Below are 24,615 nucleotides of genomic sequence, written 5' to 3'. Positions count from 1 at the left end.
ATGGGATTATTTGACAGATTCAAGAAAAACGATGACAAAAAACAAAAATCACCTGAAAAGGCCGTAATTCCAGATGATTTGGAAATTGATGAGGACCAGCTTTTGTTGAAGGACATAGCCACCAACAGCAAGGACAGGTATGAAAGGGCGGCGGCAGCCGACCAGATCACCGACCAGTATGTTGCCCTTGACTTATCCAAAACAATCAAGGACAGGGCGATAAGGCTGATTGCAATCAATAAGGTAAAGGACGAAAGGCTGCTTCGCGATGCGGCCGAAAACTCACAGTTTTTTGATGTCAGAAGCTTTGCATGGGAAAGGCTTGGCGAAAACAACAAGTCAATTGCCGAAGTTGTAATAAACACCAAGAAAAACCCTCAGGTCGATGAGATATTTGAAAAGGTAACTGATGAGGAAACCCTCAAATGGATAGCCACCGATGCCCAGGACAAAAGGTACCGCAATGCATGCGTCGAAAAAATAGACAGTCCGGAGGTGCTCTATGACCTGGTCTTCGAGGCCAAGGACAAATCCATCAGAAAGCAGTGCGTTGAAAAGGACTCATTCAGGGATGATGATGTCCTTAAAAGGGTGGTCATTGAAGATAAGGATGAAGCGGTAAAGATGGCTGCCGTCAGAAAGATTGAAAACGACGAAACCCTTGCAAGCATTGCCCTGAATGAGGACAACGCCAAGATAAGGTCCGTCATCTTCGACAGGATTGATGATTTGGACATACTTCAGGAAATTGCCTTGAATTCACACAAGGCCGACGTAAGACTTGACCTTGTTCAAAAGATTGATGATGAATCGCTGCTCAAGCAGATTGCCCTCAACGATTCCGACAAGATTGTAAGAAGTGAAGCTGTTAAAAAAATCACAGATGAAAATGTATTGCTCGAGGTCATTTCTTCCGACAATGACAGGTTCGTTCGCCAGATTGCAGTTAAAAACATCACCGATGCTGATGAACTGGTCAGAATAGCCCTTGAGGATGAGGACCAGTTCGTAAGAAACCATGCGGTTGCAAATCCGGCAATCACCGGTGAAGACGATTTCACATACATTGCAATCAATTCAACACATGAGGATGTTGCAAATGAGGCGCTGAAGCATATAAGCCAGGAGAAAAATTTCATAGACATCCTCAAAAACGCAAAAATAGATTCCGTAAGAAAGGCAACCCTTCCTAACATCAATGATTTGGAAACATTGATACGCATAGTCCTTGCCAATGAGGATGAGGAATTCTCACTCAAGGCATTGAACAAAATCAAGGTTGAAAAATGCTTGTTCAAGATTTATGAACAGAAAATATCAGTAAACATTTCCGTCCGTGCGGTTTCCCTAATCAGGGACCAGAAACTCCTGACAGAAATCGCAAGAAACGAAGAGGAATGGAGAGTTCGTGAAGCGGCGGTCAAAAAAATAGCAAGCAAGAAGGTCTTAAAGGAAATCTCCATCAATGATGAAAACGAATATGTAAGGGAAGTTGCCAAAAAGAGAATGAATCTATAGATAGAATTCAGGCTCTTTTCTTTCGGCATTTGCCTTTTCAAACTCCGGTTTTTTGGCTTCAAATGCATCTCCGATGAAACTGCGCGCATCTTCAGGACATATTGAAATGCATGCTGTACATCTTGAACATGAATCCAGGTCGGTTTCGATAGGGTCGTCTTCCGCAATTGCCTGTTCGGGACATATTGAAACGCAGTCATAGCAGAATGCGCATAGAGTTTCGTCACATCCTATGACAAACGGCAGCTGCTTGTAGTCGACATATGGCCTGTTTCCGGGAATCTCACAGGACAGGCTTTCTTCTGATTCTATCTTTTCCATGCATCTTTTGCTGAATTCATCGATTTTTTCCAAATCTGAACTGTCTGGCCTTCCGACTGCCACTCCATCAAATATTGAATGGTGGCTGACTGTGGATGCGGCCGCAATCACATTGAATTCGTTTTCCTTCAAAAGTTCCACAAGCTCAAGCAGCGAATCGCTCACATGGGCATTTCCGTAGTTAACGACAGCTATTGCAGGGGTGTCGTTTGCCTTGATTTTTGATAGTCTCTCGCGTGCTGTTTTCGGGATTCTTCCGGCAAATACGGGCATCGCAACAATTGCCACGTCATCGCTTTCAAGCTCTTTTTCTCCGTTGTAGATTAAAAGATTGCAATTTTCCTTTTTGCCGTCAAAATTTCCGGCAATATGGTCTGCCACCTTTTGGGTTGTCCCTGACGGGCTGAAAAATATTTCAACAATAGTCATTCTTTCACCTGATATTATATTTGTCTTTGAAGGTTTAAACATTTCCGGCAATAGAAACAATTTAATATTATTAAATATTAAAAGTTATTTGGTGATATGATGGAATTAATGAAAGAGCTATGCTTGGCGCCGGGAGTATCCGGTTGCGAAGACCAAGTGGCTGAAATTATTTCACGTGAATTGAAAGATGTAGCTGATACAATTGAAACCGACAGCATGGGAAACCTAATTGCTACCAAAAAAGGTGACAAAAAGGCGCCTAAAGTAATGTTGGCCGCCCATATGGATGAAATAGGTTTGATGGTAAGATATATTGATGATAAAGGTTATATTAAATTTTCCACTATCGGGGGAATAAACGATCAGATGCTGATGAACCAGACCGTAACAATCCACTCATCAGTAGGTGAGGACGTTATAGGTGTAATCGGATCAAAACCTCCTCATGTAACAACTCCTGAAGAGAGAAAAAAGGTTGTCAAGTTCGATGACATGTTCATCGATATTGGAGCAAAGGACAAGGAAGATGCCGAAAAGATGGTCAAAATCGGAGATGTAATGACCTTCAACTCAATCTTTGCACAGTATCCTAACAATCTTGTCATGGGAAAGGCAATCGACAACCGTGCGGGCTGTTATGTGATGATTGAAGTCATGAAAAGAATCGATACACGCGCCACCGTTTACGGCGTGGGTACCGTACAGGAGGAAGTCGGCCTTAAAGGAGCAAAGACAGCATCATTCAAGTTAAATCCCGATTTGGCCTTTGCACTTGATGTGACATTGTCAGGAGACCATCCTGGAATCAAGCCTGAAGAGGCACCTGTCGTAATCGGCAAGGGTCCTGCCGTCATTTTGGCTGATGCAAGCGGAAGAGGAATATTGACTCAGAAATCCGTAAAGGACATGCTCATCAAGGCAGGCGACGACAATGACATTCCTTATCAGTTGGAGGTAAGTGATGGGGGAACCACCGACGGAACTGCAATCCATCTGACCCGTGAAGGAATTCCGACCGGAGTTTTATCAGTTCCTACACGTTATATTCATACTCCTGTAAGCGTGTGCAGTATGGACGATGTTGAAAGTACAATCCAATTGATTGTAAAAGCTATAAATGACTTATAGCTTTCTTATTTTTCTTTTTTTTAAAAAACAGTTATTTGAATCTGTCATCTGATTTTTGTGATTTTGCCTTCTGGTGTTTTGTTTCGAACCAGCCTATCCTTAACTCATCGATTGTGTCCTCGTAGAGTTGTGGCACATACGGCTTGATGTCAAGGAGTGGTGTCCCGTCTAGTATGTCGACGTTTTCTATGTGGACGGTGTTTCCTTCAACCCCGTTCAGCTTTACCACGCTCATTCCTATGCGGTTTGGCCTTTTCGGGGATCTTGTTGCGAAGACGCCGTGGGTGTCATTGTCCATGAACGGCTTGACTTCAAGCATGTATCCTTCCACTTTGTGGAGAAGATAGATGATGTGGATGTGTGAGAATCCGTCCAGGTCTTTCAGACCGTCTGCATATTTGTCCTTGATTTCTATTGTGCCCTTTATTCCCTTTGCCCCTGTCGGCTGAATTGGCATTCCTTCGATTTTGTTGAATTCGGTATGGATTGTACCGATAGATTCCAGTGTTATGTTCATGTTTGTTATATTGGTTTTCATAGTATTAAAAATTATATTTTTTTACGATATGAACTATTTTAGGTAATCGATTTCAAAATGGTTATTTTGATAAAAAACGAAACATTTATAAACAATTCGATGCAATGTTATAATTAGAAAAAACAATGAGGTGAATTAATATGCAACTTAGTGCAAGAAATCAATTAAATGGTAAAATTAAAAACGTGGAACTCGGAGCAGTAATGGCTAACATCAAAATCGAAATTTCAGAACCTAACACAATCACTGCAGTAATCACCAAGGAATCTGCTGAAAAATTAGGTTTAAGCGAAGGCGATGACGTTACAGCTATCATCAAATCCACTGAAGTAATCATAGGTAAATAGGATTAGTATAATCCTATAAATCCTAACAATATTAAGACTACTAAAACAATCACTCCTGCTTTCAGGAGTGTTTTTAGATTCTTAATGATTGAATATATTATTAAAAACAAAATAACTAATTTTAAGATAAACAATAAGGTCATCTAACCACCGGCAAGGATAGTTTTGGTTCCTTCTTTTGATATTTCCTCTTTTTTGAATTCGACTTCATATTTCACGGTTTCAATGACTTCCTTCAATGCTTCAAGGGTTTCATGTCTGTGGTTTCCAAGGACCGCCACTAAAAATAGCATGTCTCCGGTGTAGAACTCGCCTATGTAGTGGACTACTGAGATTTCATTGACATTATATTTGATTTTTGCGTTTTCAACGATCTTTTCGATTTCCGCCTGGGTCTTGTCCCTGTCCGGTGTGGTGAGGATCAGCTTTTCAAGGTTCATGTTTTCCTCTTTTCCACGTACGATTCCTTCAAATGTGAATATTGCACCTGAATAGTCGACTTTAGTGCTTTTTTTCAATTCTTCTATTAAATCAGCGGTTGTAACCTTATCTTCTTTTGCTTCGATAACTCTTACTGTCATTTTTTTACCTCTATTCTTATGATGGGGCCTCATCATATATAACTATTGTTATATGTCACTCACTTCTTTCACGGACAAATTCCTTATTCTCTCAACGCCCTTGATTTCTTCTATAAGCTCAACAGTGGCGTTCGGAACCAGTTCCTCCCAGTTCTCATCATTGAGGATGCGGCGCCTCACCTCTGTGCCGGACAAATGCACACGGTCATAAAGAGGGGGCTGTCTAACCTCATAACCTTCCTCTTCGAAGAGTTGCTTGACCAAAGGGTTTCCGGAATAGACTATGTCGAACGGAGGGGTCAGCATCTTGACATGGGAAGGCCATATCGCATTGAAGTTGATGTCCTGCATAGGGATGATATAATATTTTGAGGGGTCAACGTCAATCTCGGCCAGGGCCTGGTTCATCATCAGGACCCTCTCACCGGCAGTGAAGGGGTCTTTGAGCTCATGGCTTAGCTGAGCGCTGCCGATACCAATTACAATCTCGTCGACTTCAGAGAGAATCTGCTTTATCACTTCCATGTGCCCGTTGTGGACGGGCTGCATGCGACCGATCAGTATACCTCGAACTTTATGCATAATATCACACCACTATTTCATCCAAACTCCTTACGAGATTTTCAGCGGTCTGATGCTTCTGGCTGATTGAATCCGTAATTGAAGTTTCCATAAGGAAAGTGTTGAGCCCCTTATCGGCAATAGGCATTGTAACCCTTTCAGGGCTTGTACCTTCGTTAAAATCAAAGTTTACAAGATTGACGTCATTGGATATCTTTGTTATGTACCTGTCAATCTTGTCTGTCCTGTTGGAGAGGCTGAATATGAAATTGGAATATTCGTAATCCGGATCTATCTCATGAACGTCCACAACAAGGAACGGGTCGTCGTCGACGATATTCGGAACGATGTACATGTTTGCCAGTTCCTCGCCGGCAGCCCTTGTATCGTCATGGGAGGTGATGTCATCATTGATTTTCACGTAGTATACCACAAACCTCTTATGCAGGTCCTGTGTGCCGTTTTCAGAGGTTATGTTATATATTGTCTTGTTGACTTCCTCATGTATCTCATGCTCTCTTGGATGAACGCCCAAAATGATGGCCACAGTCTCGTTTGAGGATGCGTCTCCCGCTATAATCTTATAGACAGTTCCGTTCACATTGCTTCCAACAGAAGTTACATTATAAGTATTGCTCTCGCCCCTTGCAACCTCACTGATTATCAGTGACAGGTTGACAATCAGGATAATCACAAGGATTACGAGCAATATCTGATATTTTAATTTTTTATTCATAGAAATAACCTTATTTAAATATCTGCCTAAACTTATATTAAACACTTTTCACTAAAAGTAAATATATAACCCAATTATTAAAAAGGAGTATTTTCAATGGAAAATAGGAATATTATAATTATGGCAGTAGCAGTAGTTGCAGTCATTGCGATTGTAGGAGTGATATTTGCTACTGGAATGTTAAGCGGCGACGATAAGGCACCGGCAGAAACCACCCCATTCAATACATCATTCATGCAGGGCAGTTTTGTCGGAAAGGTCAAATTAGCGGACGGCAGCCAGGATTACATGAAATCCTACGAGGACAGCGAACATAAAATCACATACAACATATCAACAGTGGACGATTCAGAATCACTGATGGACATATACTACATTCAGGGAGTTATGAATCCGGAGCAGCGCACTATAAACGGCAACGACTGGAACATCTACTTCACACAGGCAGTAACAGGAAACCAGACAGCCAGTGCAGACAATACCATGAACATCATAATCTGCCAGTCCCAGGGCGATAAACAGGGATATCTCATTTATGCAATCATCGAGCCTAAATCAGATGTAAACGGCACAAACATCTTCGGCGAGGCATACACAGATTATATAGAACCATTGCTTGAAAGCATAACCCTAAAGCAAAGCAGTGACGTTCCTAAAATCAATGAGGAATTCGGCCTGACAGAAAGCGAATTCGCCCAGCAGATGGAGCTGATCCAGCAGTACAAGGCAGGAAACACATCAGCATTGGAAGGATAGTCCATGAAAATCACGGTCTTTCATGCAAACGAGTGCGACAAGAAGAAGTGCACAGCCATAAAACTGGCGAAGATGGGGAAATGTCGTCTGGTCGACAACATCAACAGGATTCCGTCAGGCGCTATCGTTCTCAATCCATATGCTGAGAAGGCCGTATCCTATGAGGACTACCGTTATGTGCAAAGAAGAGGAATTGTAGGGCTTGACTGCTCATGGAACGAGGTGTCAAGTTCCAGAAAATTCTTTTCCCTTTCCAAATACCACAGGTCACTGCCGTTTCTGATTGCAACCAATCCGGTGAACTATGGAAAGGCATGCATCCTCTCGACCGTTGAGGCGATTTCGGCCACTCTCTACATTACCCGCTTCAAGGATGAGGCTCGCGATTTGATGAACGGATATAAGTGGGGCCACACCTTTCTTGAGCTTAACCATGAGCTGCTTGAGGCCTACAGCGAAGCCGACACCAGCGCCGGGGTTGTGAAGGTTCAAAATGAAATACTCTCTGAGAGGGGCATTGATTCGAAGGGGTGATTCCATTTGTCGGAATATTTAATTTTTATCGGATGTGTTTTTTCCTTATTTTAACTCATTTTAACTAAACATTTAAATACTATTAACATAAAATAATTAATTAATAGTTATGTAAACATAACGCTTTATTATTATTAATTTTCACGATTATAAGGAGGAGTTATTAATGGCAAGATTCGAAGAAGCAGAAAACAGAATGTTCAACATCAAAATCTGCTTAAAATGTAATGCACGTAACCCTGCCGGTGCAACAACCTGCAGAAAATGCGGTTACAAAGGCTTAAGATTCAAAGCAAAAGAACAAAGAGGATAATCTTATTCTCTTTCATTCAACTATTTTTTTTCTAAACAATTATATATCATTTTCAACAAAACTATTTTTAGGTATTCATATGAAAGACGTTGAAAATTACATTAGAGATATTTTAAAGACAAGAAAGATTCATTTTACATTAATCGATCCTGATGAACAGACACCTGAACAGGCCCTTGAAATAGCAACACAGGCTATTGAAGGAGGCACTGACGGCATAATGATTGGAGGGTCCACTGTTAATGGAGATGATGTTGACAACACATGTAAGATATTGTCAGAAAACATTGCTGTGCCTATTATCATTTTCCCTGGAAACACAAGCAGCGTAAGCAAATATGCCGATGCAATATTCTACATGAGTTATGTGAACTCCAGAAATCCTCACTGGATTAACGGCGCACAGGCCATTGCAGCACCTGCAGTCAAGGCTTCCGGAATGGAAATCCTTTCAATGCACTACATGGTGGTCGCTCCCGGAGGAACAGTGGGCTGGGTTGGAGATGCAAATCTCGTTCCTAGAAACAAGCCTAAAATACCTGCGGTCTATGCGATGTCTGCCGAGCTTTTCGGCATAAAGTTCTTCTATCTTGAAGCGGGCTCAGGCGCAGAGGAACCTATCCCTGTTGAAATGGTGGCATACTCCAAAAGGGCAGCTCCTAAAAACATCCTTGTTGTCGGAGGAGGCATCCGTGACGGCAAAGCAGCCTACATGGCAGCAAAAGCCGGAGGGGACATCATCGTAACAGGAACCGTCGTTGAAGAAGTCGATGACGTCAAAGGCAAAATACAGGAACTTACCGGAGCCATAATGAAGGCTTCACTCGAGTAGTTTAACTGCTCAACTTTTATCTTTTTTTTTAATACTTTTCAAATGCTCTCATTTGATTTAAATAATATTTGATGCCAATATTATAATTGTGATACTATGTTAAATTCATTATATGAAAAAGCCATTGCCAAAAGGGGATTTATCAGGGACATTACTTCAGATGCCGATATTGAATCCCAGCTTGAATACAAATGGTTTGCCCGAGCGATAGGTGAAAGCAAAAGTGAATTCTCGATTGCGGCCGGAGACGGAAGCTTCAACAAGAAGAAATTCCTCACCACAAATTTCTGTGCCGTCGGAGCCGAATCGATAATATATGACGGGGAAATCAAAAAGATCGACGATTCTGACATTTTCGACATTCCCCATGTGGGCTTTCTTGATGAACTTTTAAGCAATTACATGGCGATATACGAGCTCAAGTGTGCACTGAGGGCAATCAGGGAATATGACGTTGACTATTACATGCTGGACGGTTCCATCCTTGGAGATTTGCAGAACGCATTTCCAAGAGGTTCCAAACTGCCCCCAAAGCTCAGGGACAATCTGGACGAATCCCTCCTTGCGGAGTTCGAGAGGAGGCTGGAAATCAACAGGTACGGCCTGGTATTTCCCGAGATAAGGGATTCCCTCAAACTTATGGAACTGCCGAAAAGGGATGACGTCAACAGGATGGAGGAGTATAACCTTCATTTGGCATCAGTTGAAAAGATCATTCTTCTAAAGGAGATTCTGCAGTTCAAAAAAAGGATCATTTCAATATCCAAGACCTCATCCGACAATGAGTTGTTTCACTGGAACATTCCCGACATTTCGTTTCTCGACAAGTTCACCGACAAGAAGCAGGGAATGTCAATAATAAAATACAGGACAGTCTATGAAAAGGCGGCATTCCCATATTTCAACGATTTCTTTAAAAGCCTGACATTCACTGTTTTCTATGTGCGTTTTCAGGACAGCAGGAACGTTTTGAAAGTGGAGCTGCCGTATAAGGCAACGAAGGAAGAGGTTTTTGAAATCATGCGTAAGATTAATGTCCTGTCCGTTCAGGGTTATCCCTACCTTCTCAACAAGGCCCATAATGATGTGGTGATAACCGACAGGAACATGAAGGAACTGATGAAGATAGCGAGGATTTACGAGTCAACAAACAGGGAAGTGATGTCATGGTAGTAGGAATATGTGTAGGAGAAACCAGTTTAAGCGAAGTAACATTTATTTCAGACAAGATGCCGCAGGTCGGCCAATATGTGACAATAGAATATGACGGAAAAAAGGTACTGGGAATGGTTGAAAACCTGGTGAGGGGAAACGATGCCCTCAACATCGACGTCAACGACTTCAAGGCAATCCAGAAAATATCCCAGTTAGGGGCCGAAGACAACTACATCAGGGGCAAGGTTAAAATCCTAGGGGACGTCAACGACAATCTCAGGCTCCCGCGAACACCGGCGCTTCCAGGAACCGAGATACATCTGGCGGACAGCGGAATGCTCAATGAGATATTCAGGGTGAAAAATCCGATAAAGCTTGGAACACTCGTAAACCAGGGTGATGTTGACGTAAACGTCGACGCCAATCCGATTCTGTCAAGGCACCTTGCAATCCTTGCGATGACAGGTGCGGGAAAGTCAAATACCGTATCCGTTTTGATAGACCAGCTGCTGGGCTACAACGTACCGGTATTCGTCTTCGACATGCACGGGGAGTACAGGGATGCAGATTTTCCAAACGGCGGAGTGAATGTCATAAAGCCGAAAATCAATCCGAAATACATGACATTCCATGAAATCAAGAAGCTGGTCAACATTCCAGCCAACGCTTTCGTGCAGGAACGCTTCTTCAGAAAGGCGTTCAAGGAAGCAAGAAAGCAAATCGAGGATGGTGTTGCCAGTGAAAACAACTTCCTTCAGTTAATATATAATATACTGGAAGTATGGTCCCTGGAAGAGGGTTCGGACAAAAAGATAATCGATGTCATGAACAAGATCGACGATTCGATGGACAGGTACTCCAATCTCTTCGACCAGTACACTGGAAACATCCTGACAAGCATCAAAAAGGCCCATGTCAATGTCCTTGACTTGAGCCAGGTCGACGAGTCCGTTGCAAGCGTACTTGTAAGCCACATACTAAGGAATTCCCTTCAAAGGTCAAAAAAAGCGGCAAACAGTGGCAACAAGGAGGAACTGCTTGACAATTCGGTGTTCTACATATTAGAAGAAGCACATATACTTGCGCCAAACAGACGCGACAGCGATTCCAAACGCTGGATTCAGAGGGTTGCAAGGGAAGGGCGTAAGTTCGGCTTGGGATTGTGTCTCGTCAGCCAGTCACCAAAAACCGTTGACCATGATGCGTTATCACAAATGAACAACATGATAATATTGAGGCTGGTCGAGCCCGAAGACCAGAGGCACGTTCAGTCTGCAAGCGAAAGCCTCTCACAGGATTTGATAAACCAATTGCCTTCACTGAACGTTGGTGAGGCCATAGTTCTGGGTTTGATGACCAGAGTGCCGACACTAGTCAAGATAGATGAGTTCAAGGGTCGCAGGCACGGTGATGATATGGATATCATTTCCCACTTCAAGGATTCTCTTGAAAGGGAAGCTGAAGAGATTGACAGGCTGGAAGATGAATTGTTGGATATGGGATATGACTACTGATTCATTTCCCTCTCTTCTTTTTAAGTGATATTTTCAAAAATTATCAAGTGAAGTAAATATTGATTTAACCTTGTTTTTTTATTTAACCTCTTAATTGTTTTTTGTTTGTAAAAATATATTCAAAATGAAGAGATATATTTATATACTTAATAGAACATACCTTATATTGGATTTCAATAAGATTATTGAGGTTTAAATAAAGATTATTTAAGGAAAATATCATGTCCCGAAAAAAGAAATTTCCAAAACCTTTCGATTTGGCCCATAGTATTATGTTTAACGAGTTTCCAGAGGAATATACGAAAATTATTGGAGTTCCTGGTGAATTTGTTAAAGTAATCAATAGAAGGGTTCATCTAAAGGATGGAACAACAGGCGAGATGGATTCTGCATATATTGCAGATCCAGATTTCAAGACGCTGTTTGAAAAAGTTGCAGTAGGTCTTGAACATCAATCCAAACCAGTGGATGATTTTAAATTGAATACTATTGGTAATTATGATATTCAATTGGTTGTTGATGAGCATTTGCCGACATTATTGGTTGTCGCATCACATTTGAAAGAAGAAAAATCAAAAAATCTTCTCATTAGATCCCCATCTGACATTACAAAAATATATTTCCTTAATCTTGGTGAAGAAAACATATACGAAAGATTAAATAATCTAAAAAGAAAATTAAAAAATAATAACGAGTTAAACACAGAGGATGCATTAAATTTAGGGGTGATTGCACTTTACACTCCAAGAGAAAATGCATGTGAAACAATTGGAAGTGTTGTGAATATCTATACTGAAATTGTTGATGATTTGGATTATAAAATGGAATTTGTACTGTATTCGGTCATCACATTGATGATTGATGCATTTTTTGAAGATGAAAATGAATATTTGAGGTTGTCTGATATGATTGATAATAACACATCAAATGAAAGCATTGTAAAATTAGCCTCATTTGAGGAATTAAAGAAAAGCCTGGACTATGCCCATGAGGATTTGGCTGCTGCTAATGAGGATTTGGCTGCTGCTAATGATAAAATCGCTGATCTTGAAGCCGAAAACAAAAGACTGAAAGAAGAACTGGATGCAAAATAATAGGTTTTAATAATTAAAAAAAACATATTTTTAATCATGAAATTCTCAGGATTCATGAATGTCTATCTGATGGAGGACAATTCATGGTTATATCACTACGGCGATAAGAAACTTACTGCAAATACCTTGAAGGAACTTGAGCTTCTTGTAAATCTCTATGGACTCAAGTGGCACATTCTGGATAAGGATTTGGCCGAAAAATCCCTGGAGTTCGATGAAAACAACCGCACAGGATTTCTGAATGTCTATAGAGATGGAGACTTTTGGTGTTACAGGGGTTCCGAGCTGAAATCAAGAAGCCTTCAAACATTAAAAAAGAAGGTTCTGGCCGGTGATTTGAAATGGCAGGAAACCGATGCCGATTTGGCCTATAAGAACATGAAGCTTGATTCAAGAAGACAGTGATTTTCTTGTCCCAATTTTGCCATCATATAATTCAATATTCATATTCTTATTCATCACTTTTAATTTTCAGATTTAATTATATGGACTGCATATCCCATATTTCGGCAGGACCTGGCGAATCAACAGAACTTCACTTTTGACATGTAGATGTTGTGCCATGAATTTCCAACTATCGCAAAGTTTAATAACAACTTGTTATCAATATATTATATGGAGGACACGTTAAACACCTCAAGCCATCAACATTAAACTTTTAATTTTTCAGTGTGGATTGATTTTTTAATGCACTCTTTAAATTCAAACTAGGAGCAATTATCAATGGAAAAGAAATACTGTGACAAAGGAAAACATGCCGCGCCAAGATGGCTCGTATACCCAGAACTTTCAGCCATCACAATGGGCTGGAGAATGGGATATGGAGAGCACTACCGAATGAATGAACCTCCACGTTCTCAGGAATTCTTTGAACTCTTTCCCCAACCTCAAAACTGGCTTTTTGAAGACAAGAAATTCAACTCCCCAAGGGGGGTTCTCCTGGGATTTCTCTGGAGGGACTACGGAAAGCCGAAATACTCAAAAATAACCGGGGACAGCATTGTCGTAAACGACTTCATAACCATGGAGGATGAAAAGGAGTTTCAAAGCGACTCATTGAGGTTCAAATCAATTGAACACATGATTCTCTATTCAAGATACTTCTCCATGGTCAGAAATCCCGCCGATGAAGTTCCAATTGAATCGCTCAGGATATTTCCGGTTCCGGATGAGGAACGCGACAGATGGGAGGAATTCAAATACACAGTATGCCTCAACGCATGCTATTGCAAGATCATGAATGATGAAGAGCTTAAAGAAAAGCTCCTGGCAACTGGAGACAAGTCCCTTGTCTACATCTCAGACGACGAATGGGGAGGTGAGGAAAACCTCTTCGGATTCGCCCTGATGGAGCTCAGGGATGAAATCCGAAGGCTCTATAAAAACGAGGATTTAATCGACTGGGAATACACAGAATACCTCAAGAACGCTTATCCATATGTCCAGCACGACAAGAATCCTGCAGAGGACCCGCAGTCTCCCGAATATCAGGTAGTAAGGACAATTCTTCACGGCTCATCAAGATACGTAAGGGACATTGACCTCAAGGAAGGCCTGGCCGAAAAATATGAAGCGGGACAGATTCTCACGGAAAGGGCATTTGTCGATGCCACAGACAAGATCGGCGGAATGAAAACCACCCACAGGTATCTGATTCTCTCACAGTTCCTGAAAGACTTTTCACAGTTTGAGCAGGGAACCGACTGGGGCCTGCACGTGGGAAATAGGGATTCAAGATTCAAGGTCCTTGACGTCTACGCCCATGAGGGCAAAACCCAAATCGTGCTGCTTCACCTGCCGGATGGGTTTGATGAGGCGTTTGAAAACACAACAGACCTTGAAAGGAAAATGGTGGCCGAATTGAGGGAGGAGTTTGCGAAAACCTTGAAGATGGACCCGGTTGCTGAAGTCAACACTCCCGAATGGCTTGAAAGAGTAAGTTTCCCGATAGGTATGAGTGATGAGGGTGAATTCTTCTGATTCGCTCATTTGCAGGTGATATGATGATATTGGAAAACAGATATGTCCTGCACATTCCCCTAGTGAAATTGCAGGATGATGAACTAATCCCGATAGATATAGATGAGATTCTTGGAGATTTGAAAGGCCGATTGAACCATGAGGGATTGGACAGCTTCTACATCACAAAGGTTGAAAGCCATTACGAAAAATGGGGCTATGATGAAATTCTGATTACTGTATTCACATCAGGGGATTTGCCGGAAAGGATTTTCAGGAAGTGGTTCATAGACAATAATGATATACTCGGCCAGAAGGAACTCGCCTATGAAATCGCAAATGAATTGATTATAGAAAAGATTGTGAGTGAATGACAAAACATTGTTTCTATTGCAGCTATCCCAACAAGGACACGGCCGACAGGTGCATCAGCTGCGGCAGAAGCTTACAAAATATTGGGACAAGTCAGGCTCAAGGCCCCGCCTGGTTGATGAGAGAAGGGACGGTTAGGCCTGTCGAAATTGTTATAATATAATATTGACACAATATTAATTATCATAGGGGAGAGTATTATGGAAAGGAATCATTTAATAATTATAGGTTTGCTTGCAATAATTGTTATTCTCATAGCAGCAATCGGATTCGTATTATTGGATTCAACGTTTTTAAAGGAATCCACAGAAATTAAAATTACAAGTGACCATGAACAGTACGAAGGCGCGGAATTGTCGGTCATGTTGGTTGACTCCAATAGAAAACCAATATCCAATCAGGTTGTAATTGTTTCAATTTCTGATTCAGAGGGCAATGTTGTAGTTGATGATGCAATCAAAACTGATTCAGAAGGAACAGCCAGTCTTGATTTGGATTTGGAAGAGGGATATTATTTAATTATTGTTTCTTATAGAGGAAATGAAAACTACGATGGAGATAATTCATCACAGCGATTGACAATCAATGCAGAAGAGGTAGTTGCACAAGCCCCTGCTGCAACCAGTTCTCAGTCCTCATCCCTGCCGTATAGCATAGACAATTTGCCGCCTAGCAATGACCCTTATCCTGAAACCAACAGGTATCAAGTTGATGAGTATTATGTTATTCAGGAGTATGAGGATGGATATCGAAGTACTGTGGACCTAAGAACTGGAGAGAGGACAAGTAATGGGTATTTTGGATAGATTGAGGATATAATAATGGAAAATAAACATATAATTATAATATTGCTTGTGATAATAGTAATCTTGATTGCTGCAATTGGATTCGTATTATTGGATCCGATGCATGCAAAGGAACCAACAAAAATTAAGATAACAAGTGATATGGAACAGTACGAAGGAGGAGAATTATCAATCATATTGAGTGATTTGAATAAGACTCCAATATCAAATGAAATAGTCAATGTTACAATTACCAATTCTAAAGGCAAGGTCGTCCTTGATGATGTGATTAAAACCAATTCGAAAGGAAAAGGCCGTCTTGATTTGGATCTGGAAGAGGGAAAGTATACTGTCATTGCTTCCTATGAGGGAAATGAAAACTACACTGGAAATAATACAACACAGGATTTGACCATTAAAGAGGAGGTTGTTGAAGCGTCAGCCTATTCATCCAGCAATGCCAATTCCGTATATTATGATAGTGAGTTGAATGTGTATTATGATAGCAATGGAGTAGTTGTTGATCCTGATGGACAGCATCCAATGGAAGTTGGAAGACAATATTCTGACCTTGTTGAAAGACAGGAGAAGTGGAAACGCGGAGAATTGGAAATGTGATTTGGCCTTCAAAATTACATTTTTTAGAAAATAAATAATTGATTGAGTGAGATATCCTGCCAATATGTCCAAAGTGCGGTTCATTCGTATCTATTGGTCAAAGGGCGAAGCTCTTCTTTCGATGAAATCCTTCGATAAGTCGATTAGGGAGTTCACAAAAGTTATTGAAATCATTCAGGACAAGGCTTTTCCGCTGCCAAAAAGCCCTCGTTTTAAAGGATATCAATGAATATAACCAGAGGGTCTATGCATTCAAGATTAGATAATAAAAAAAAGATTTGATGCAATCATTTTCCGATTGCATCCCCAACGGTATAGCATCCTGTGTCCCTTTCTATTGCCTTTTGTATCTGGAAGCCTATGATTGTGTCGTATGGTTCCTCGCCTATGACGACATCTGAAAACTCGCTGGTCAGCCTGTCGAACTGGCCGCTTCTTCTGAGAATGTCAGCTTTCATCGCAAGATAATCCTTTTTTTCGCCGTCGCCGTATTCAAGGTAATCGAAATGGTCCAGTGCCATCTTTCTTATTTTCACCGCATTTGAATCGCCGGCGTCATCGCATGTCCATGCGCAGTGAAGGAGATTGAAAAAGCACTTTTGTGTGTCTTTTTCTTCATTGGCAATAAGATATGCCTTGAAGAACTTTGCTGAAAGTTTGCTTGAAAATTCGATGCCGTCGCATGTCAGATACTTTTCGCTTTTCAAGAAGTCTTTGGTGATGCAGGGCTCATTTTCGAAGTTGCCTGATATGTATCCGCAGTGGGGACATTCATTGAGCCAGGCGAACATGCTGGACCTCTTCATTTCGGCCGGCCTAAGGTCAAGGTCCGGATATCCCCAGGTGCTTGTGCTCATCATTACTTGCTGCGGTGATGTTTTTTCGCAGACAGGACATTTCTCGTCAAAATCTCTGATTGTTGTCATATGATTAAAGGCGCTTCAATCGTATATATACTTTGTGTTTATCTTAAAAATGCAAGAATACCACGACTTCTTTTAAGTCGTGGATGAATTGCACTATTGGGTGTACTATCTTTTTTAATTAATTTTGTTGTGTTATTTTTATTTTGTGTTTATTTAGAGGCTATTTTAGGCCATAACTTTTTGTTCAGTATACTTTTTTTTGTGATTTTAAAATATTACTTGGAGTATGAAAAATTGTTTTGGGTTTGAAAAATTGCTTTGAGTTCGTTATTCGATTACTTCTCAAATGCTCTCACTCTTTTTTATATAGGGGTAATTATAAATTGTATATTATTCAATTAAATGTGATTTTAATTGTTGTTTTAAAAAAGAGTAGATGTTTTTTCATTTCTTTTAGGGGAATGATATATATAAAAATATTATAACAAATGGAACTGGAGGATTGTGATTTTTATGGGCGAATATATTCGAGGGGTGGTTGTTAAACTTCATTTAACCCCCGAACAAGAAGTCATGTTTAAAAAAAACTATGGTTGCACTCGTAAAACCCATAATGAACTTTTAAATAAATATAAAACCAAATATGGAGATGATTCTACTAAAATTCCAACTAAAACAGAATTAAATCAATTCTTAAACGAATCTAAAGAAGAATTACCTTACTTGAGGCAAACAGAGTCCACTAGCCTTCAACAGGCACGAGATGATTTGCATAAAGCTTTCACAAACAGTGCTAAAAGCAAAAGACACCATCCTCCAAAATTCCACTCTAGAAAGAAAACAAGGCCTAGCTTCAGACAAACCATCCGACAAGACAAAAAACCAGTAGAAAACAACACAGTAACACTAAGAAAACACGGAGAAATAGAATTCAGCACAAGTGTAGAAAACCTGGATTTACTAAACAGTCCCGAAACCAAATTCAACAACATCACAGTATACTATGATGGATTAAAACACTATGCCGTATTTAACATGGAAACAAATCCACCAGAACAACTATCATTAACAGAAGAACACATAGGATGCGATATCAATTCCAACAAAAACGGATGGCTAGTCACAAGCGACGGACAAAAAGAATTCTTTGATGTTGACCATGACAACCAAATGATCAAACACATCAACAGATTAATGTCACGATGCAGAAAAGGAAGCAGACGATGGAAAAAACTACAAAAAAGACTACAAAAATGGTACAACAAAAGAACAAACCAATTAGATGACTACATTGAAAAATTAACCTATCAAATAGTCAAAAAATACGACACCATAGTCTTTGAAGAAAACTACTCCACTATCAAGATCCTCATCGGAGGAGAACAAAACATGGTATTTCCTCTATCGCGATTCATAAAAAGACTAAAAGACAAATTCCAACTCTACAAACCCAAAGCAGACGGCGTACAATTCGTAAAAAGCAAAAATACAAGCCGAACATGCCACCACTGCGGACACATAAACAAAGAGTTAGACGTCAAAACACGCAACTGGAAATGCCCAAACTGCAATAAAATACTTGATAGGGACGTAAACGCAGCAATTAATATTCTAAACCGCTGGTTCAACGGGGATAGCCTGAAAAATACTTAATTAACCTATTAAGTGAAAAAAAATTCAGGAATCCCTGCCCTCTTTTAGGGCAGGGTGGTTCAAGTTTACATCTTATAATCTCTTAATTGTTGCATTAAGTAAAAGGATTAATATAACTTATACACAAACAGTTAATTATGTTTGAAACAGGCTTGGGTGTTGTTGGAACATTTTTGGCATTCATCGTTTTCTCGGCAATTATTTCAACCTGCTGTGATGACGGCAGCGGTTCTTCCACAAAATCCACAAGCAAAACCAGTACAGCTTCAAAAAGCACATATAACAGGAATTACAGCGGACCTTCATTTTCCGAATGCCCATCCTGCGGTGCACCTTTTTTCGACGGATACTGCGAAGAATGCGGATTTCCGGACGTCAATCAGGGATGGCTTGGAGAGAACTATTAGGTGAGTTGAAATGAACACATGTCCGAATTGCGGTTCGATTGTGATGAGGGGAGAGCCATACTGCAGCCATTGCGGAGCGCATTTCAGATGGGATGAGACGTCGAAGAGTCAAAAGCGAAGGGTGACGGTCCAGTCTGGGTTTCTATATATGAAGTGATGCGCGACTCAGACCTTTCAACAAGGGAAAGGTTTGAAGTCTTCAGGGAGCCTCTCTTTTTGACCGACAGCATGTATGATGAGATATTCCAGTCCATCCTGGATGAGGAAAGCCAATACGGCTGCGGGTTCGTAATGGTGTTCACAAACACCTATCCCCAGATATACGTCTTTTTGAGGCAGGACAAATTCAGGGACGTCATCATCCTTGACAGGTGCTATGTGCCATACTCCCCTGGCCGGTTTAATCCCGATGAAAGGGAGTTCAGGTTCATTTACTCCAAGCTCTTTGAAAGCCCCGAATTCCGGGGCCTGGTGGAAAGGCTTTCGGGCGAGGGCCTGGAATTAAGGGATGTCTACACAAGCACAACATTTTACGAATCAGCGATTATATGATTGCCACATTCATAGGGGGCAGTGGTGAAGTCCATTATGAGATAGATTCCGATTTGAATTTCAAAAAATTGTAAATTTGTTAGGTCTTATTCATTTTGAATTAATATTTGCTTTTTTTTAACAAATCTAAGCAAATGTTGTTCGGTATTGTAAAATTGCATTGAAAAAAAAACTGAATATTTTAAATACATGGAATACCAATCATTAACTGTAAATCCAATTACATAAAACGGAGATTTAAAATATGTTAACCGAAAATCAACAACCAAAGCCATATATTTTAAGCAGCTCTACACAAAAAGCATATGATAAGATCAAATTACTGATAATGAGAATATTTGCAATGCTTAAACAAAAAGCAAAGCAAAATCTAAAAGAGGAATTCTATGACTCCTATATTGATTTTGCAAGGAAATTGGATGGCGAAGGATTTCATGAGGAATCCTGCAGTTATATGGATATCTGCACCATGTACCATGATTTGATGGATAGGTCCGAGGAGCTGATAGCCCATGAAGGTTTCTTCAGAAATCTTTTCACTGCATTTGATGAATTACTGTACGTCAGAATAAATAAACCTGAGGAATACCTTCCTAAAAGCGAAGAATTTTTAGTGTATTGCGGTAAAATGCAGGAATATTATTATACTGAAATGGCCATTCCAAGTCCCAAATATAATGAGGAAACATGCAAAAAAATCATTGGGAATTTGGCAGGCGATTAAAATGAAAAGGGCATTTTTTGACACTAACCTGATAATAGCATATCTGTTCTTTTTAAATTCACTTCATTTGCAGTCAAAAGAAGCATTTAAAATATACGATGAATTGTATTGGTCAAATTTTGTTCAGGAAGAATTTAATCATCGTTTTTTGATTAAGCAGAAATACCTGAAATTATTTTTCAATGATTTGCAAAAGTATCTTCAAAATCCTAATCAGGAGTTCTATTCCTATTTTGATTTGAAGAATTTTGCTTTAGATAATTATTCTGGAAAATTCATGGAGGATGTAAAAAGTTCAATCAGTCCGTTTTGGAATGAATATTTCGGTATTGAAACTCAAATTTCATTTTTGGATATAAAAAAAGCAATAAACTATTGTTTAAAAGATTTATCGATTACTTTAAACAGCAATAAAAAAGATTTAGAAAACATAATGCATTTAACTCCTAAAAGAACTAATGATTATCCGGATATTGATATTCTGTTGAAGAATAATCGTGTTAGTGATGAGGATAGAATTGTTATATTGGATGGGCATGATTTTGCGTGTTTTAGTAGCGACCCAATAGATTTTGTCACTTTTGATAATGATTGTTTTAACGGTGCAAATGGTCTTGAAATGTTATGTTTTGAGTCAGTAAAAGGAAAACATGATTTTAAATATTAAGATGTTCAAACACATAAAAAGGAGTCACCCTGAAATCAAATCAAAGCTTCTTTCAACCAGTGCGAAAAGCTCCTCATCTGTGATTCTTCCGTCGAGGGGAATGCAGATCCAGTATTTCTTGTTCATGTGATATCCTTCAAGAATTGTCTTCCCGTTTATGATTGAGGGGATGTCGTCGTTTTTAAGGATGACTATCTCAATTTCCCCTTCGCCTTCAAGGCCGATTTTAGCTTTATCGACCGCTCCGAGAACGCCGAACCACTTGCTGTTATTTTTGTTTCTCCAGATTGCATTTTTTGGAAATCTTTCCCAGAGAAACTCCAGTCGGGTGTCGTATCTGTCGTTGACCATGTCGATAAGCCTTCTGGTTTGGGCGTGTTTGAAGACATCGGGAATTGTGCATTTTTCTATCACATCATCTATGATGTCCTCGTATTCCATTTTAAGTTCGGCCGCAAACCTGCCGATAGGGGTCTTGACGTCAACCAGGATGTAGTCGTCACCTGACTCCAAATCGACCACCCTTGAGGTCAGGGTATCGTTTTTGTAGGCTATGACTGCCCTGAAATTCGGGTTTGACAGGGTCTTTTCAAAAATGCAGTCCTCATTGAAGCCGTAATCGGCCAGTCTTTCAGGGATTATGCTTCTCTTTTCAAGCATTTCGGATAGGTCTCTCATGATGTAATGTTTTTAGGTCAATGTATTTACAGATTTTCATTAAACTTTAAAATCCTTTGGGAAAAAAATAGTTTGGAAAAGATAATCATATTCTTTTATAAATCCTTGGATAGGAATATAATCATTTTCCATTAAAAAAATATTAAGGGTGGCAGTGTCCGCAAGGGGAATAACCACGACTTATCGCTTCATCACGACTTGAGAAGGATACCTTATTGCTTGGATTCATCTTATCCACATCACCACAGCCAGGAGCATGGAATTTTCCTGTTTCGCTGTTTCCGATGTAGCTGCTGGATGTGCCTGAGTGATAGCTGCTTCCCCCTGAATCAGAGGAGGAACCTGAAGATGAACCGGTGCTTGTTGTGTCGCTGTAGATGTATGTGTGGTCATAGTCTTTGACGCCGAATGTCTGGACTCCGCTTTCCGGAGACAAGTTCACTTCCAAGGTATCAAGCAGATTGCTGTTTGAATCATATAGGTTGATTTTTGCATGATCAGGGAAGTAGCTGTATGCGTCCGCACTCTTGACGTTGATGAAGCCGTCATATGTCACAGTATTCGGAACCATATTCCCATGATTCAATAGGGATCCGTCACGTGAATAGAAAATCTGAATAATAACCGCATCTCCGGAATATTCCTCACCCACATAAATGGAGGCATAAGTCAAATCCTCCAAACCCCCATCTGTGGAAAAGGCACCGCCCTTTATTTCCATTGAGGCTGAAACAGCAGAGATGCTGCCAATTATCATCAAGATTAAAATTAAAAAACAAATTATTTTGCATTGAAATTTCATGTTTCCACCTTTAATTATTGATTATATTTTTGGGCCATTGATTTAATAAATTTATTCAACATTTCCTATCAGCAAAACTTAATGCATAACCAGATTACATAAAATCATATAGTTTAAAAGTATGCTAAAAGGATTTTTGCTTCGTTAGATTTGAAAAATTTCAAATCGTTTCTTATGGGATAATCTATTTTACAATGATTTATTTGTTTAATGTTTCTTTTATATTTTTAATATTATTTAAGTTCAGTTATTTATATTCCAAAAACATGTGATGACCAGATTAATAACTCATGTAAAAATTTTTTTAATCATTCCATATAAAAAATAGTAAAATGTATAAATACATCATATAATAATATTAAATAGAAGTATTAATGATGTGTTAAAGATATGAGTATAACTAACATAATATGCCACAGAAAACCAGAAAGAAGTTTTTTTATTAAAGGACATCAATTTCCTGTATGTGCTAGATGTACTGGATTTTATCTATCCTTAATTATATATTTTATATATACATATTTCTTCTTTGTAAATTATAATATGTATTTACTTTCTTTTGCAATAATGTTGCTAATTCCAACTGCAATAGATGGATTAACACAATTAAAAGGATATAGAGAAAGTAACAATGCATTAAGATTTTTCACTGGTCTATTGGGGGGATTAGGTTTAGGAATACTCATTAAAGCATTAAAATACTTCCTATATCTAAAAATAAATGGAGGCCTTTAAAATGAGTTTTTTAGATGACTGGAAAGAATGGGGTACTGCTAAAAAAGCAATATCTATCATTGCAGTGTGCTGTATAGGAATCTTTATTATTGCAATGATTGGCGGAGGATTATCTTCAGATAAAAATACATCTCCATCAACCACAACAGATGATTCAAGTGATGATACTGCAGTTGAACAACAAAAAGGTGTGCAAGTACACATTATAACAGATGGATCATGGTCCGGATCTATTGGTGATGTTGGTTCTCAAAGTACCTATGATGGAACTGGAGAGGATACAATAGATTTAGGTGATGCGGATAGTATTGTTTCAGCAGCTATTCAAAAACAAAGTGGAGATTCATCAGAATTGAAAGTAGAAATTATCAAAGATGGAAAAGTTATAAAAGATGCCAGTACCACTGGTGAATATGGTGTTGTTACTGTTTCAACAACATTATAATAAAATTATATGGGCCAATAGTTAATGCTATTGGTCTTTTTTTTAATATTTTAGGATGGGACATTAGTTTCATTAATTTTTAAATTTTTCTTTATTTCCTTTAATTTTGATGTTTGAATAGGATGTTTTATTATATAAAAAGTGTTTTTTAATTATAGGCTTCATATATGAAGTATGTTAGTAAAAAATAGAATGAATTTATGGCTTTGTAGAAATCTTATTTGATTTTTGCAAAAATTTTTTAAAAATCTATTTTTATTTCTATTTTTACTTAGAATCTCTTGAAATAATCTGATTATTAATTATTCTGTTTTATACTTGAAATTTCACATCGATTAGAAAAAATAATCAATATATAATTATATATAGTAAAATGGAGAATAAATATTAAATGAACAAAGAAAATACCTATTCTCCAGTTAGCAGTTTGTTTTCAAAGCAATTAAATCTTTCGGATTTTAGTTTTGAAAAACCAGCACTCAAAAAAATTAAAGAAATAAACAAGGATATTAAGCCAAATAAACTATTTAAATTCATTAAATATGTATTTAAATACTCAAAAATTGTGTTAAATAAGTATTCAAGCAATTTTTCAAAGCATGACTTCACACAACCTACATTGTTCACACTTTTGGCAGTTAAAATCTACACTCGAAGCACATACAGACAAATAACTGATTTATTAGAGTTATCTGATAAAATTCAAAGATATTTGTACTTAAAAAAGGTTCCACATTACATAACACTTCAGAAATTCTTCCAAAGACTACCAACATCAATATTGCAAGAATTAAACAAACAAATATTAAGAAATCACCAAATAAATGGTGAAATAATAGCTTTGGACGGAAGTGGATTCACTAACGACTACGCTGACAAATATTACGCAATAATAAGACGAAAAGAAAGAAAAAGCTACGTAAAAAACCATATTTCAATCGACGTAGACACAAGATTAATTCTTCATTTTGCAGCCCAAAGAGGCCCAAGATTCG

The 24,615-nt window shown here is 39.0% G+C and carries 33 protein-coding genes and 1 pseudogene; 26 read left to right on the top strand and 8 right to left on the bottom strand.

Features of this window, described 5'->3' with window-relative positions; all coding sequences use genetic code 11:
• A complete protein-coding gene (locus IJF99_RS07220) occupies positions 1-1,518 on the top strand; it encodes a flagellar protein (RefSeq protein WP_292793629.1) in 1,518 nt (505 codons plus the stop codon).
• Here the strand turns inward: IJF99_RS07220 and IJF99_RS07215 are convergent.
• The gene (locus IJF99_RS07215; protein WP_292793626.1) at positions 1,513-2,268 is read right to left on the bottom strand and encodes a ferredoxin; all 756 of its coding nucleotides are present in this window, start codon (positions 2,266-2,268) and stop codon (positions 1,513-1,515) included. The two genes, IJF99_RS07220 and IJF99_RS07215, sit on opposite strands and share 6 nt — an antisense overlap.
• Positions 2,269-2,364: 96 nt before the next feature.
• Here IJF99_RS07215 and IJF99_RS07210 point away from each other — a divergent pair, with 96 nt between their 5' ends.
• Complete coding sequence (locus IJF99_RS07210; RefSeq protein WP_292793623.1) at positions 2,365-3,396, top strand: M42 family metallopeptidase; 1,032 nt, start codon at positions 2,365-2,367, stop codon at positions 3,394-3,396.
• A gap of 31 nt (positions 3,397-3,427) precedes the next feature.
• Here the strand turns inward: IJF99_RS07210 and tsaA are convergent, their stop codons facing one another.
• Positions 3,428-3,934 carry a tRNA (N6-threonylcarbamoyladenosine(37)-N6)-methyltransferase TrmO gene (gene tsaA, locus IJF99_RS07205; protein WP_292793620.1) on the bottom strand — a complete coding sequence of 169 codons (507 nt, stop codon included), beginning with the start codon at positions 3,932-3,934 and terminating at the stop codon, positions 3,428-3,430.
• A 140-nt stretch (positions 3,935-4,074) separates the two neighbouring features.
• On the opposite strand from tsaA, the gene IJF99_RS07200 reads away from it, so the two are divergent.
• Positions 4,075-4,281 (top strand): TOBE domain-containing protein, encoded by a 207-nt coding sequence (locus IJF99_RS07200; protein WP_292793617.1) that lies wholly within the window; start codon positions 4,075-4,077, stop codon positions 4,279-4,281.
• A gap of 143 nt (positions 4,282-4,424) precedes the next feature.
• On the opposite strand, the gene IJF99_RS07195 is transcribed toward IJF99_RS07200, so the two are convergent.
• Genes IJF99_RS07195 through IJF99_RS07185 form a run of 3 tightly spaced genes read right to left on the bottom strand, consistent with a single transcriptional unit; the run spans position 4,425 to position 6,159 of the window.
• Positions 4,425-4,862, bottom strand: coding sequence for a molybdenum cofactor biosynthesis protein MoaE (locus IJF99_RS07195; RefSeq protein ID WP_292793614.1), 438 nt, complete (start codon positions 4,860-4,862; stop codon positions 4,425-4,427).
• A gap of 48 nt (positions 4,863-4,910) precedes the next feature.
• Positions 4,911-5,444 (bottom strand): nicotinamide-nucleotide adenylyltransferase, encoded by a 534-nt coding sequence (locus tag IJF99_RS07190; protein WP_292793611.1) that lies wholly within the window; start codon positions 5,442-5,444, stop codon positions 4,911-4,913.
• A 4-nt stretch (positions 5,445-5,448) separates the two neighbouring features.
• On the bottom strand, positions 5,449-6,159 hold the full coding sequence (locus IJF99_RS07185) for a hypothetical protein (protein ID WP_292793608.1): 711 nt from the start codon (positions 6,157-6,159) through the stop codon (positions 5,449-5,451).
• Positions 6,160-6,279: 120 nt separating this feature from the next.
• On the opposite strand from IJF99_RS07185, the gene IJF99_RS07180 reads away from it, so the two are divergent.
• The 14 genes from IJF99_RS07180 (at position 6,280) to IJF99_RS07115 (ending at position 16,320) form a co-directional block, all read left to right on the top strand.
• Entirely contained in the window at positions 6,280-6,915 is a 636-nt protein-coding gene (locus IJF99_RS07180) for a hypothetical protein (RefSeq protein ID WP_292793606.1), read from the top strand.
• A gap of 3 nt (positions 6,916-6,918) precedes the next feature.
• Positions 6,919-7,449, top strand: coding sequence for a DUF367 family protein (locus tag IJF99_RS07175; RefSeq protein ID WP_292793604.1), 531 nt, complete (start codon positions 6,919-6,921; stop codon positions 7,447-7,449).
• Between the two features lie 166 nt (positions 7,450-7,615).
• On the top strand, positions 7,616-7,762 hold the full coding sequence (locus tag IJF99_RS07170) for a 50S ribosomal protein L40e (RefSeq protein WP_292793602.1): 147 nt from the start codon (positions 7,616-7,618) through the stop codon (positions 7,760-7,762).
• Positions 7,763-7,841: 79 nt separating this feature from the next.
• The gene (locus IJF99_RS07165; RefSeq protein WP_292793600.1) at positions 7,842-8,594 is read left to right on the top strand and encodes a geranylgeranylglyceryl/heptaprenylglyceryl phosphate synthase; all 753 of its coding nucleotides are present in this window, start codon (positions 7,842-7,844) and stop codon (positions 8,592-8,594) included.
• A 96-nt stretch (positions 8,595-8,690) separates the two neighbouring features.
• Complete coding sequence (locus tag IJF99_RS07160) at positions 8,691-9,767, top strand: DNA double-strand break repair nuclease NurA (protein WP_292793598.1); 1,077 nt, start codon at positions 8,691-8,693, stop codon at positions 9,765-9,767.
• A complete protein-coding gene (locus IJF99_RS07155; protein ID WP_292793595.1) occupies positions 9,761-11,263 on the top strand; it encodes an ATP-binding protein in 1,503 nt (500 codons plus the stop codon). The genes IJF99_RS07160 and IJF99_RS07155 overlap by 7 nt, the downstream gene beginning before the upstream one ends.
• Before the next feature lie 221 nt (positions 11,264-11,484).
• Positions 11,485-12,357, top strand: coding sequence for a hypothetical protein (locus tag IJF99_RS07150; RefSeq protein WP_292793592.1), 873 nt, complete (start codon positions 11,485-11,487; stop codon positions 12,355-12,357).
• A 36-nt stretch (positions 12,358-12,393) separates the two neighbouring features.
• The gene (locus IJF99_RS07145; RefSeq protein WP_292793590.1) at positions 12,394-12,762 is read left to right on the top strand and encodes a hypothetical protein; all 369 of its coding nucleotides are present in this window, start codon (positions 12,394-12,396) and stop codon (positions 12,760-12,762) included.
• Between the two features lie 318 nt (positions 12,763-13,080).
• Positions 13,081-14,337, top strand: a complete 1,257-nt coding sequence (locus IJF99_RS07140; protein ID WP_292793588.1) for an NADAR family protein — start codon at positions 13,081-13,083, stop codon at positions 14,335-14,337.
• A 23-nt stretch (positions 14,338-14,360) separates the two neighbouring features.
• Positions 14,361-14,690, top strand: coding sequence for a hypothetical protein (locus tag IJF99_RS07135; protein WP_292793585.1), 330 nt, complete (start codon positions 14,361-14,363; stop codon positions 14,688-14,690).
• Positions 14,687-14,851, top strand: coding sequence for a hypothetical protein (locus IJF99_RS07130; protein WP_292793582.1), 165 nt, complete (start codon positions 14,687-14,689; stop codon positions 14,849-14,851). The genes IJF99_RS07135 and IJF99_RS07130 overlap by 4 nt, the downstream gene beginning before the upstream one ends.
• Positions 14,852-14,888: 37 nt before the next feature.
• Complete coding sequence (locus tag IJF99_RS07125; protein ID WP_292793580.1) at positions 14,889-15,494, top strand: Ig-like domain-containing protein; 606 nt, start codon at positions 14,889-14,891, stop codon at positions 15,492-15,494.
• Between the two features lie 15 nt (positions 15,495-15,509).
• Positions 15,510-16,091, top strand: a complete 582-nt coding sequence (locus IJF99_RS07120; protein WP_292793578.1) for a hypothetical protein — start codon at positions 15,510-15,512, stop codon at positions 16,089-16,091.
• Between the two features lie 64 nt (positions 16,092-16,155).
• Positions 16,156-16,320 carry a hypothetical protein gene (locus IJF99_RS07115; protein WP_292793576.1) on the top strand — a complete coding sequence of 55 codons (165 nt, stop codon included), beginning with the start codon at positions 16,156-16,158 and terminating at the stop codon, positions 16,318-16,320.
• A gap of 58 nt (positions 16,321-16,378) precedes the next feature.
• On the opposite strand, the gene IJF99_RS07110 is transcribed toward IJF99_RS07115, so the two are convergent.
• On the bottom strand, positions 16,379-17,017 hold the full coding sequence (locus IJF99_RS07110; protein ID WP_292793574.1) for a hypothetical protein: 639 nt from the start codon (positions 17,015-17,017) through the stop codon (positions 16,379-16,381).
• 453 nt (positions 17,018-17,470) lie between these two features.
• On the opposite strand from IJF99_RS07110, the gene IJF99_RS07105 reads away from it, so the two are divergent.
• The 6 genes from IJF99_RS07105 to IJF99_RS07085 all read left to right on the top strand — a co-directional run bounded on the left by IJF99_RS07105 (position 17,471) and on the right by IJF99_RS07085 (position 20,960).
• Entirely contained in the window at positions 17,471-18,610 is a 1,140-nt protein-coding gene (locus tag IJF99_RS07105; RefSeq protein WP_292793572.1) for a transposase, read from the top strand.
• A 137-nt stretch (positions 18,611-18,747) separates the two neighbouring features.
• A complete protein-coding gene (locus IJF99_RS07100) occupies positions 18,748-19,017 on the top strand; it encodes a hypothetical protein (RefSeq protein WP_292793570.1) in 270 nt (89 codons plus the stop codon).
• A gap of 10 nt (positions 19,018-19,027) precedes the next feature.
• Complete coding sequence (locus IJF99_RS09500) at positions 19,028-19,174, top strand: hypothetical protein (protein WP_366931260.1); 147 nt, start codon at positions 19,028-19,030, stop codon at positions 19,172-19,174.
• Positions 19,174-19,569: a hypothetical protein gene (locus tag IJF99_RS07095; RefSeq protein ID WP_292793568.1), complete on the top strand. Its 396-nt coding sequence runs from the start codon at positions 19,174-19,176 to the stop codon at positions 19,567-19,569. The genes IJF99_RS09500 and IJF99_RS07095 overlap by 1 nt, the downstream gene beginning before the upstream one ends.
• Before the next feature lie 244 nt (positions 19,570-19,813).
• The gene (locus IJF99_RS07090) at positions 19,814-20,293 is read left to right on the top strand and encodes a hypothetical protein (protein ID WP_292793566.1); all 480 of its coding nucleotides are present in this window, start codon (positions 19,814-19,816) and stop codon (positions 20,291-20,293) included.
• Position 20,294: 1 nt separating this feature from the next.
• On the top strand, positions 20,295-20,960 hold the full coding sequence (locus IJF99_RS07085; RefSeq protein ID WP_292793564.1) for a hypothetical protein: 666 nt from the start codon (positions 20,295-20,297) through the stop codon (positions 20,958-20,960).
• Between the two features lie 24 nt (positions 20,961-20,984).
• Here the strand turns inward: IJF99_RS07085 and IJF99_RS07080 are convergent, their stop codons facing one another.
• Together IJF99_RS07080 and IJF99_RS07075 are read right to left on the bottom strand one after the other, a co-directional pair.
• The gene (locus tag IJF99_RS07080) at positions 20,985-21,638 is read right to left on the bottom strand and encodes an MmcQ/YjbR family DNA-binding protein (RefSeq protein WP_292793562.1); all 654 of its coding nucleotides are present in this window, start codon (positions 21,636-21,638) and stop codon (positions 20,985-20,987) included.
• Between the two features lie 142 nt (positions 21,639-21,780).
• The gene (locus tag IJF99_RS07075) at positions 21,781-22,440 is read right to left on the bottom strand and encodes an Ada metal-binding domain-containing protein (RefSeq protein ID WP_292793560.1); all 660 of its coding nucleotides are present in this window, start codon (positions 22,438-22,440) and stop codon (positions 21,781-21,783) included.
• A 390-nt stretch (positions 22,441-22,830) separates the two neighbouring features.
• Here IJF99_RS07075 and IJF99_RS07070 point away from each other — a divergent pair, with 390 nt between their 5' ends.
• The 3 genes and pseudogenes from IJF99_RS07070 to IJF99_RS07060 form a co-directional block, all read left to right on the top strand.
• Entirely contained in the window at positions 22,831-23,175 is a 345-nt protein-coding gene (locus IJF99_RS07070) for a DUF2085 domain-containing protein (protein ID WP_292793558.1), read from the top strand.
• On the top strand, positions 23,162-23,620 hold the full coding sequence (locus IJF99_RS07065) for a hypothetical protein (RefSeq protein WP_292793556.1): 459 nt from the start codon (positions 23,162-23,164) through the stop codon (positions 23,618-23,620). The genes IJF99_RS07070 and IJF99_RS07065 overlap by 14 nt, the downstream gene beginning before the upstream one ends.
• A 391-nt stretch (positions 23,621-24,011) precedes the next feature.
• A pseudogene (locus tag IJF99_RS07060) lies at positions 24,012-24,615 on the top strand (hypothetical protein); the annotation flags it as partial.

The organism is Methanobrevibacter sp. (assembly GCF_017406825.1).
Taxonomy (GTDB): Archaea; Methanobacteriota; Methanobacteria; order Methanobacteriales; family Methanobacteriaceae; genus Methanocatella.
This window is presented reverse-complemented; position numbering and strand designations above follow the sequence as displayed.

Bases quoted from the DNA above. Each gene is read 5' to 3' on its own strand.
- IJF99_RS07220 (WP_292793629.1), top strand. From the start codon at position 1: ATGGGATTATTTGACAGATTCAAGAAAAACGATGACAAAAAACAAAAA.
- IJF99_RS07215 (WP_292793626.1), bottom strand. From the start codon at position 2,268: ATGACTATTGTTGAAATATTTTTCAGCCCGTCAGGGACAACCCAAAAG.
- IJF99_RS07210 (WP_292793623.1), top strand. From the start codon at position 2,365: ATGATGGAATTAATGAAAGAGCTATGCTTGGCGCCGGGAGTATCCGGT.
- tsaA (WP_292793620.1), bottom strand. From the start codon at position 3,934: ATGAAAACCAATATAACAAACATGAACATAACACTGGAATCTATCGGT.
- IJF99_RS07200 (WP_292793617.1), top strand. From the start codon at position 4,075: ATGCAACTTAGTGCAAGAAATCAATTAAATGGTAAAATTAAAAACGTG.
- IJF99_RS07195 (WP_292793614.1), bottom strand. From the start codon at position 4,862: ATGACAGTAAGAGTTATCGAAGCAAAAGAAGATAAGGTTACAACCGCT.
- IJF99_RS07190 (WP_292793611.1), bottom strand. From the start codon at position 5,444: ATGCATAAAGTTCGAGGTATACTGATCGGTCGCATGCAGCCCGTCCAC.
- IJF99_RS07185 (WP_292793608.1), bottom strand. From the start codon at position 6,159: ATGAATAAAAAATTAAAATATCAGATATTGCTCGTAATCCTTGTGATT.
- IJF99_RS07180 (WP_292793606.1), top strand. From the start codon at position 6,280: ATGGCAGTAGCAGTAGTTGCAGTCATTGCGATTGTAGGAGTGATATTT.
- IJF99_RS07175 (WP_292793604.1), top strand. From the start codon at position 6,919: ATGAAAATCACGGTCTTTCATGCAAACGAGTGCGACAAGAAGAAGTGC.
- IJF99_RS07170 (WP_292793602.1), top strand. From the start codon at position 7,616: ATGGCAAGATTCGAAGAAGCAGAAAACAGAATGTTCAACATCAAAATC.
- IJF99_RS07165 (WP_292793600.1), top strand. From the start codon at position 7,842: ATGAAAGACGTTGAAAATTACATTAGAGATATTTTAAAGACAAGAAAG.
- IJF99_RS07160 (WP_292793598.1), top strand. From the start codon at position 8,691: ATGTTAAATTCATTATATGAAAAAGCCATTGCCAAAAGGGGATTTATC.
- IJF99_RS07155 (WP_292793595.1), top strand. From the start codon at position 9,761: ATGGTAGTAGGAATATGTGTAGGAGAAACCAGTTTAAGCGAAGTAACA.
- IJF99_RS07150 (WP_292793592.1), top strand. From the start codon at position 11,485: ATGTCCCGAAAAAAGAAATTTCCAAAACCTTTCGATTTGGCCCATAGT.
- IJF99_RS07145 (WP_292793590.1), top strand. From the start codon at position 12,394: ATGAAATTCTCAGGATTCATGAATGTCTATCTGATGGAGGACAATTCA.
- IJF99_RS07140 (WP_292793588.1), top strand. From the start codon at position 13,081: ATGGAAAAGAAATACTGTGACAAAGGAAAACATGCCGCGCCAAGATGG.
- IJF99_RS07135 (WP_292793585.1), top strand. From the start codon at position 14,361: ATGATATTGGAAAACAGATATGTCCTGCACATTCCCCTAGTGAAATTG.
- IJF99_RS07130 (WP_292793582.1), top strand. From the start codon at position 14,687: ATGACAAAACATTGTTTCTATTGCAGCTATCCCAACAAGGACACGGCC.
- IJF99_RS07125 (WP_292793580.1), top strand. From the start codon at position 14,889: ATGGAAAGGAATCATTTAATAATTATAGGTTTGCTTGCAATAATTGTT.
- IJF99_RS07120 (WP_292793578.1), top strand. From the start codon at position 15,510: ATGGAAAATAAACATATAATTATAATATTGCTTGTGATAATAGTAATC.
- IJF99_RS07115 (WP_292793576.1), top strand. From the start codon at position 16,156: ATGTCCAAAGTGCGGTTCATTCGTATCTATTGGTCAAAGGGCGAAGCT.
- IJF99_RS07110 (WP_292793574.1), bottom strand. From the start codon at position 17,017: ATGACAACAATCAGAGATTTTGACGAGAAATGTCCTGTCTGCGAAAAA.
- IJF99_RS07105 (WP_292793572.1), top strand. From the start codon at position 17,471: ATGGGCGAATATATTCGAGGGGTGGTTGTTAAACTTCATTTAACCCCC.
- IJF99_RS07100 (WP_292793570.1), top strand. From the start codon at position 18,748: ATGTTTGAAACAGGCTTGGGTGTTGTTGGAACATTTTTGGCATTCATC.
- IJF99_RS09500 (WP_366931260.1), top strand. From the start codon at position 19,028: ATGAACACATGTCCGAATTGCGGTTCGATTGTGATGAGGGGAGAGCCA.
- IJF99_RS07095 (WP_292793568.1), top strand. From the start codon at position 19,174: ATGCGCGACTCAGACCTTTCAACAAGGGAAAGGTTTGAAGTCTTCAGG.
- IJF99_RS07090 (WP_292793566.1), top strand. From the start codon at position 19,814: ATGTTAACCGAAAATCAACAACCAAAGCCATATATTTTAAGCAGCTCT.
- IJF99_RS07085 (WP_292793564.1), top strand. From the start codon at position 20,295: ATGAAAAGGGCATTTTTTGACACTAACCTGATAATAGCATATCTGTTC.
- IJF99_RS07080 (WP_292793562.1), bottom strand. From the start codon at position 21,638: ATGAGAGACCTATCCGAAATGCTTGAAAAGAGAAGCATAATCCCTGAA.
- IJF99_RS07075 (WP_292793560.1), bottom strand. From the start codon at position 22,440: ATGAAATTTCAATGCAAAATAATTTGTTTTTTAATTTTAATCTTGATG.
- IJF99_RS07070 (WP_292793558.1), top strand. From the start codon at position 22,831: ATGAGTATAACTAACATAATATGCCACAGAAAACCAGAAAGAAGTTTT.
- IJF99_RS07065 (WP_292793556.1), top strand. From the start codon at position 23,162: ATGGAGGCCTTTAAAATGAGTTTTTTAGATGACTGGAAAGAATGGGGT.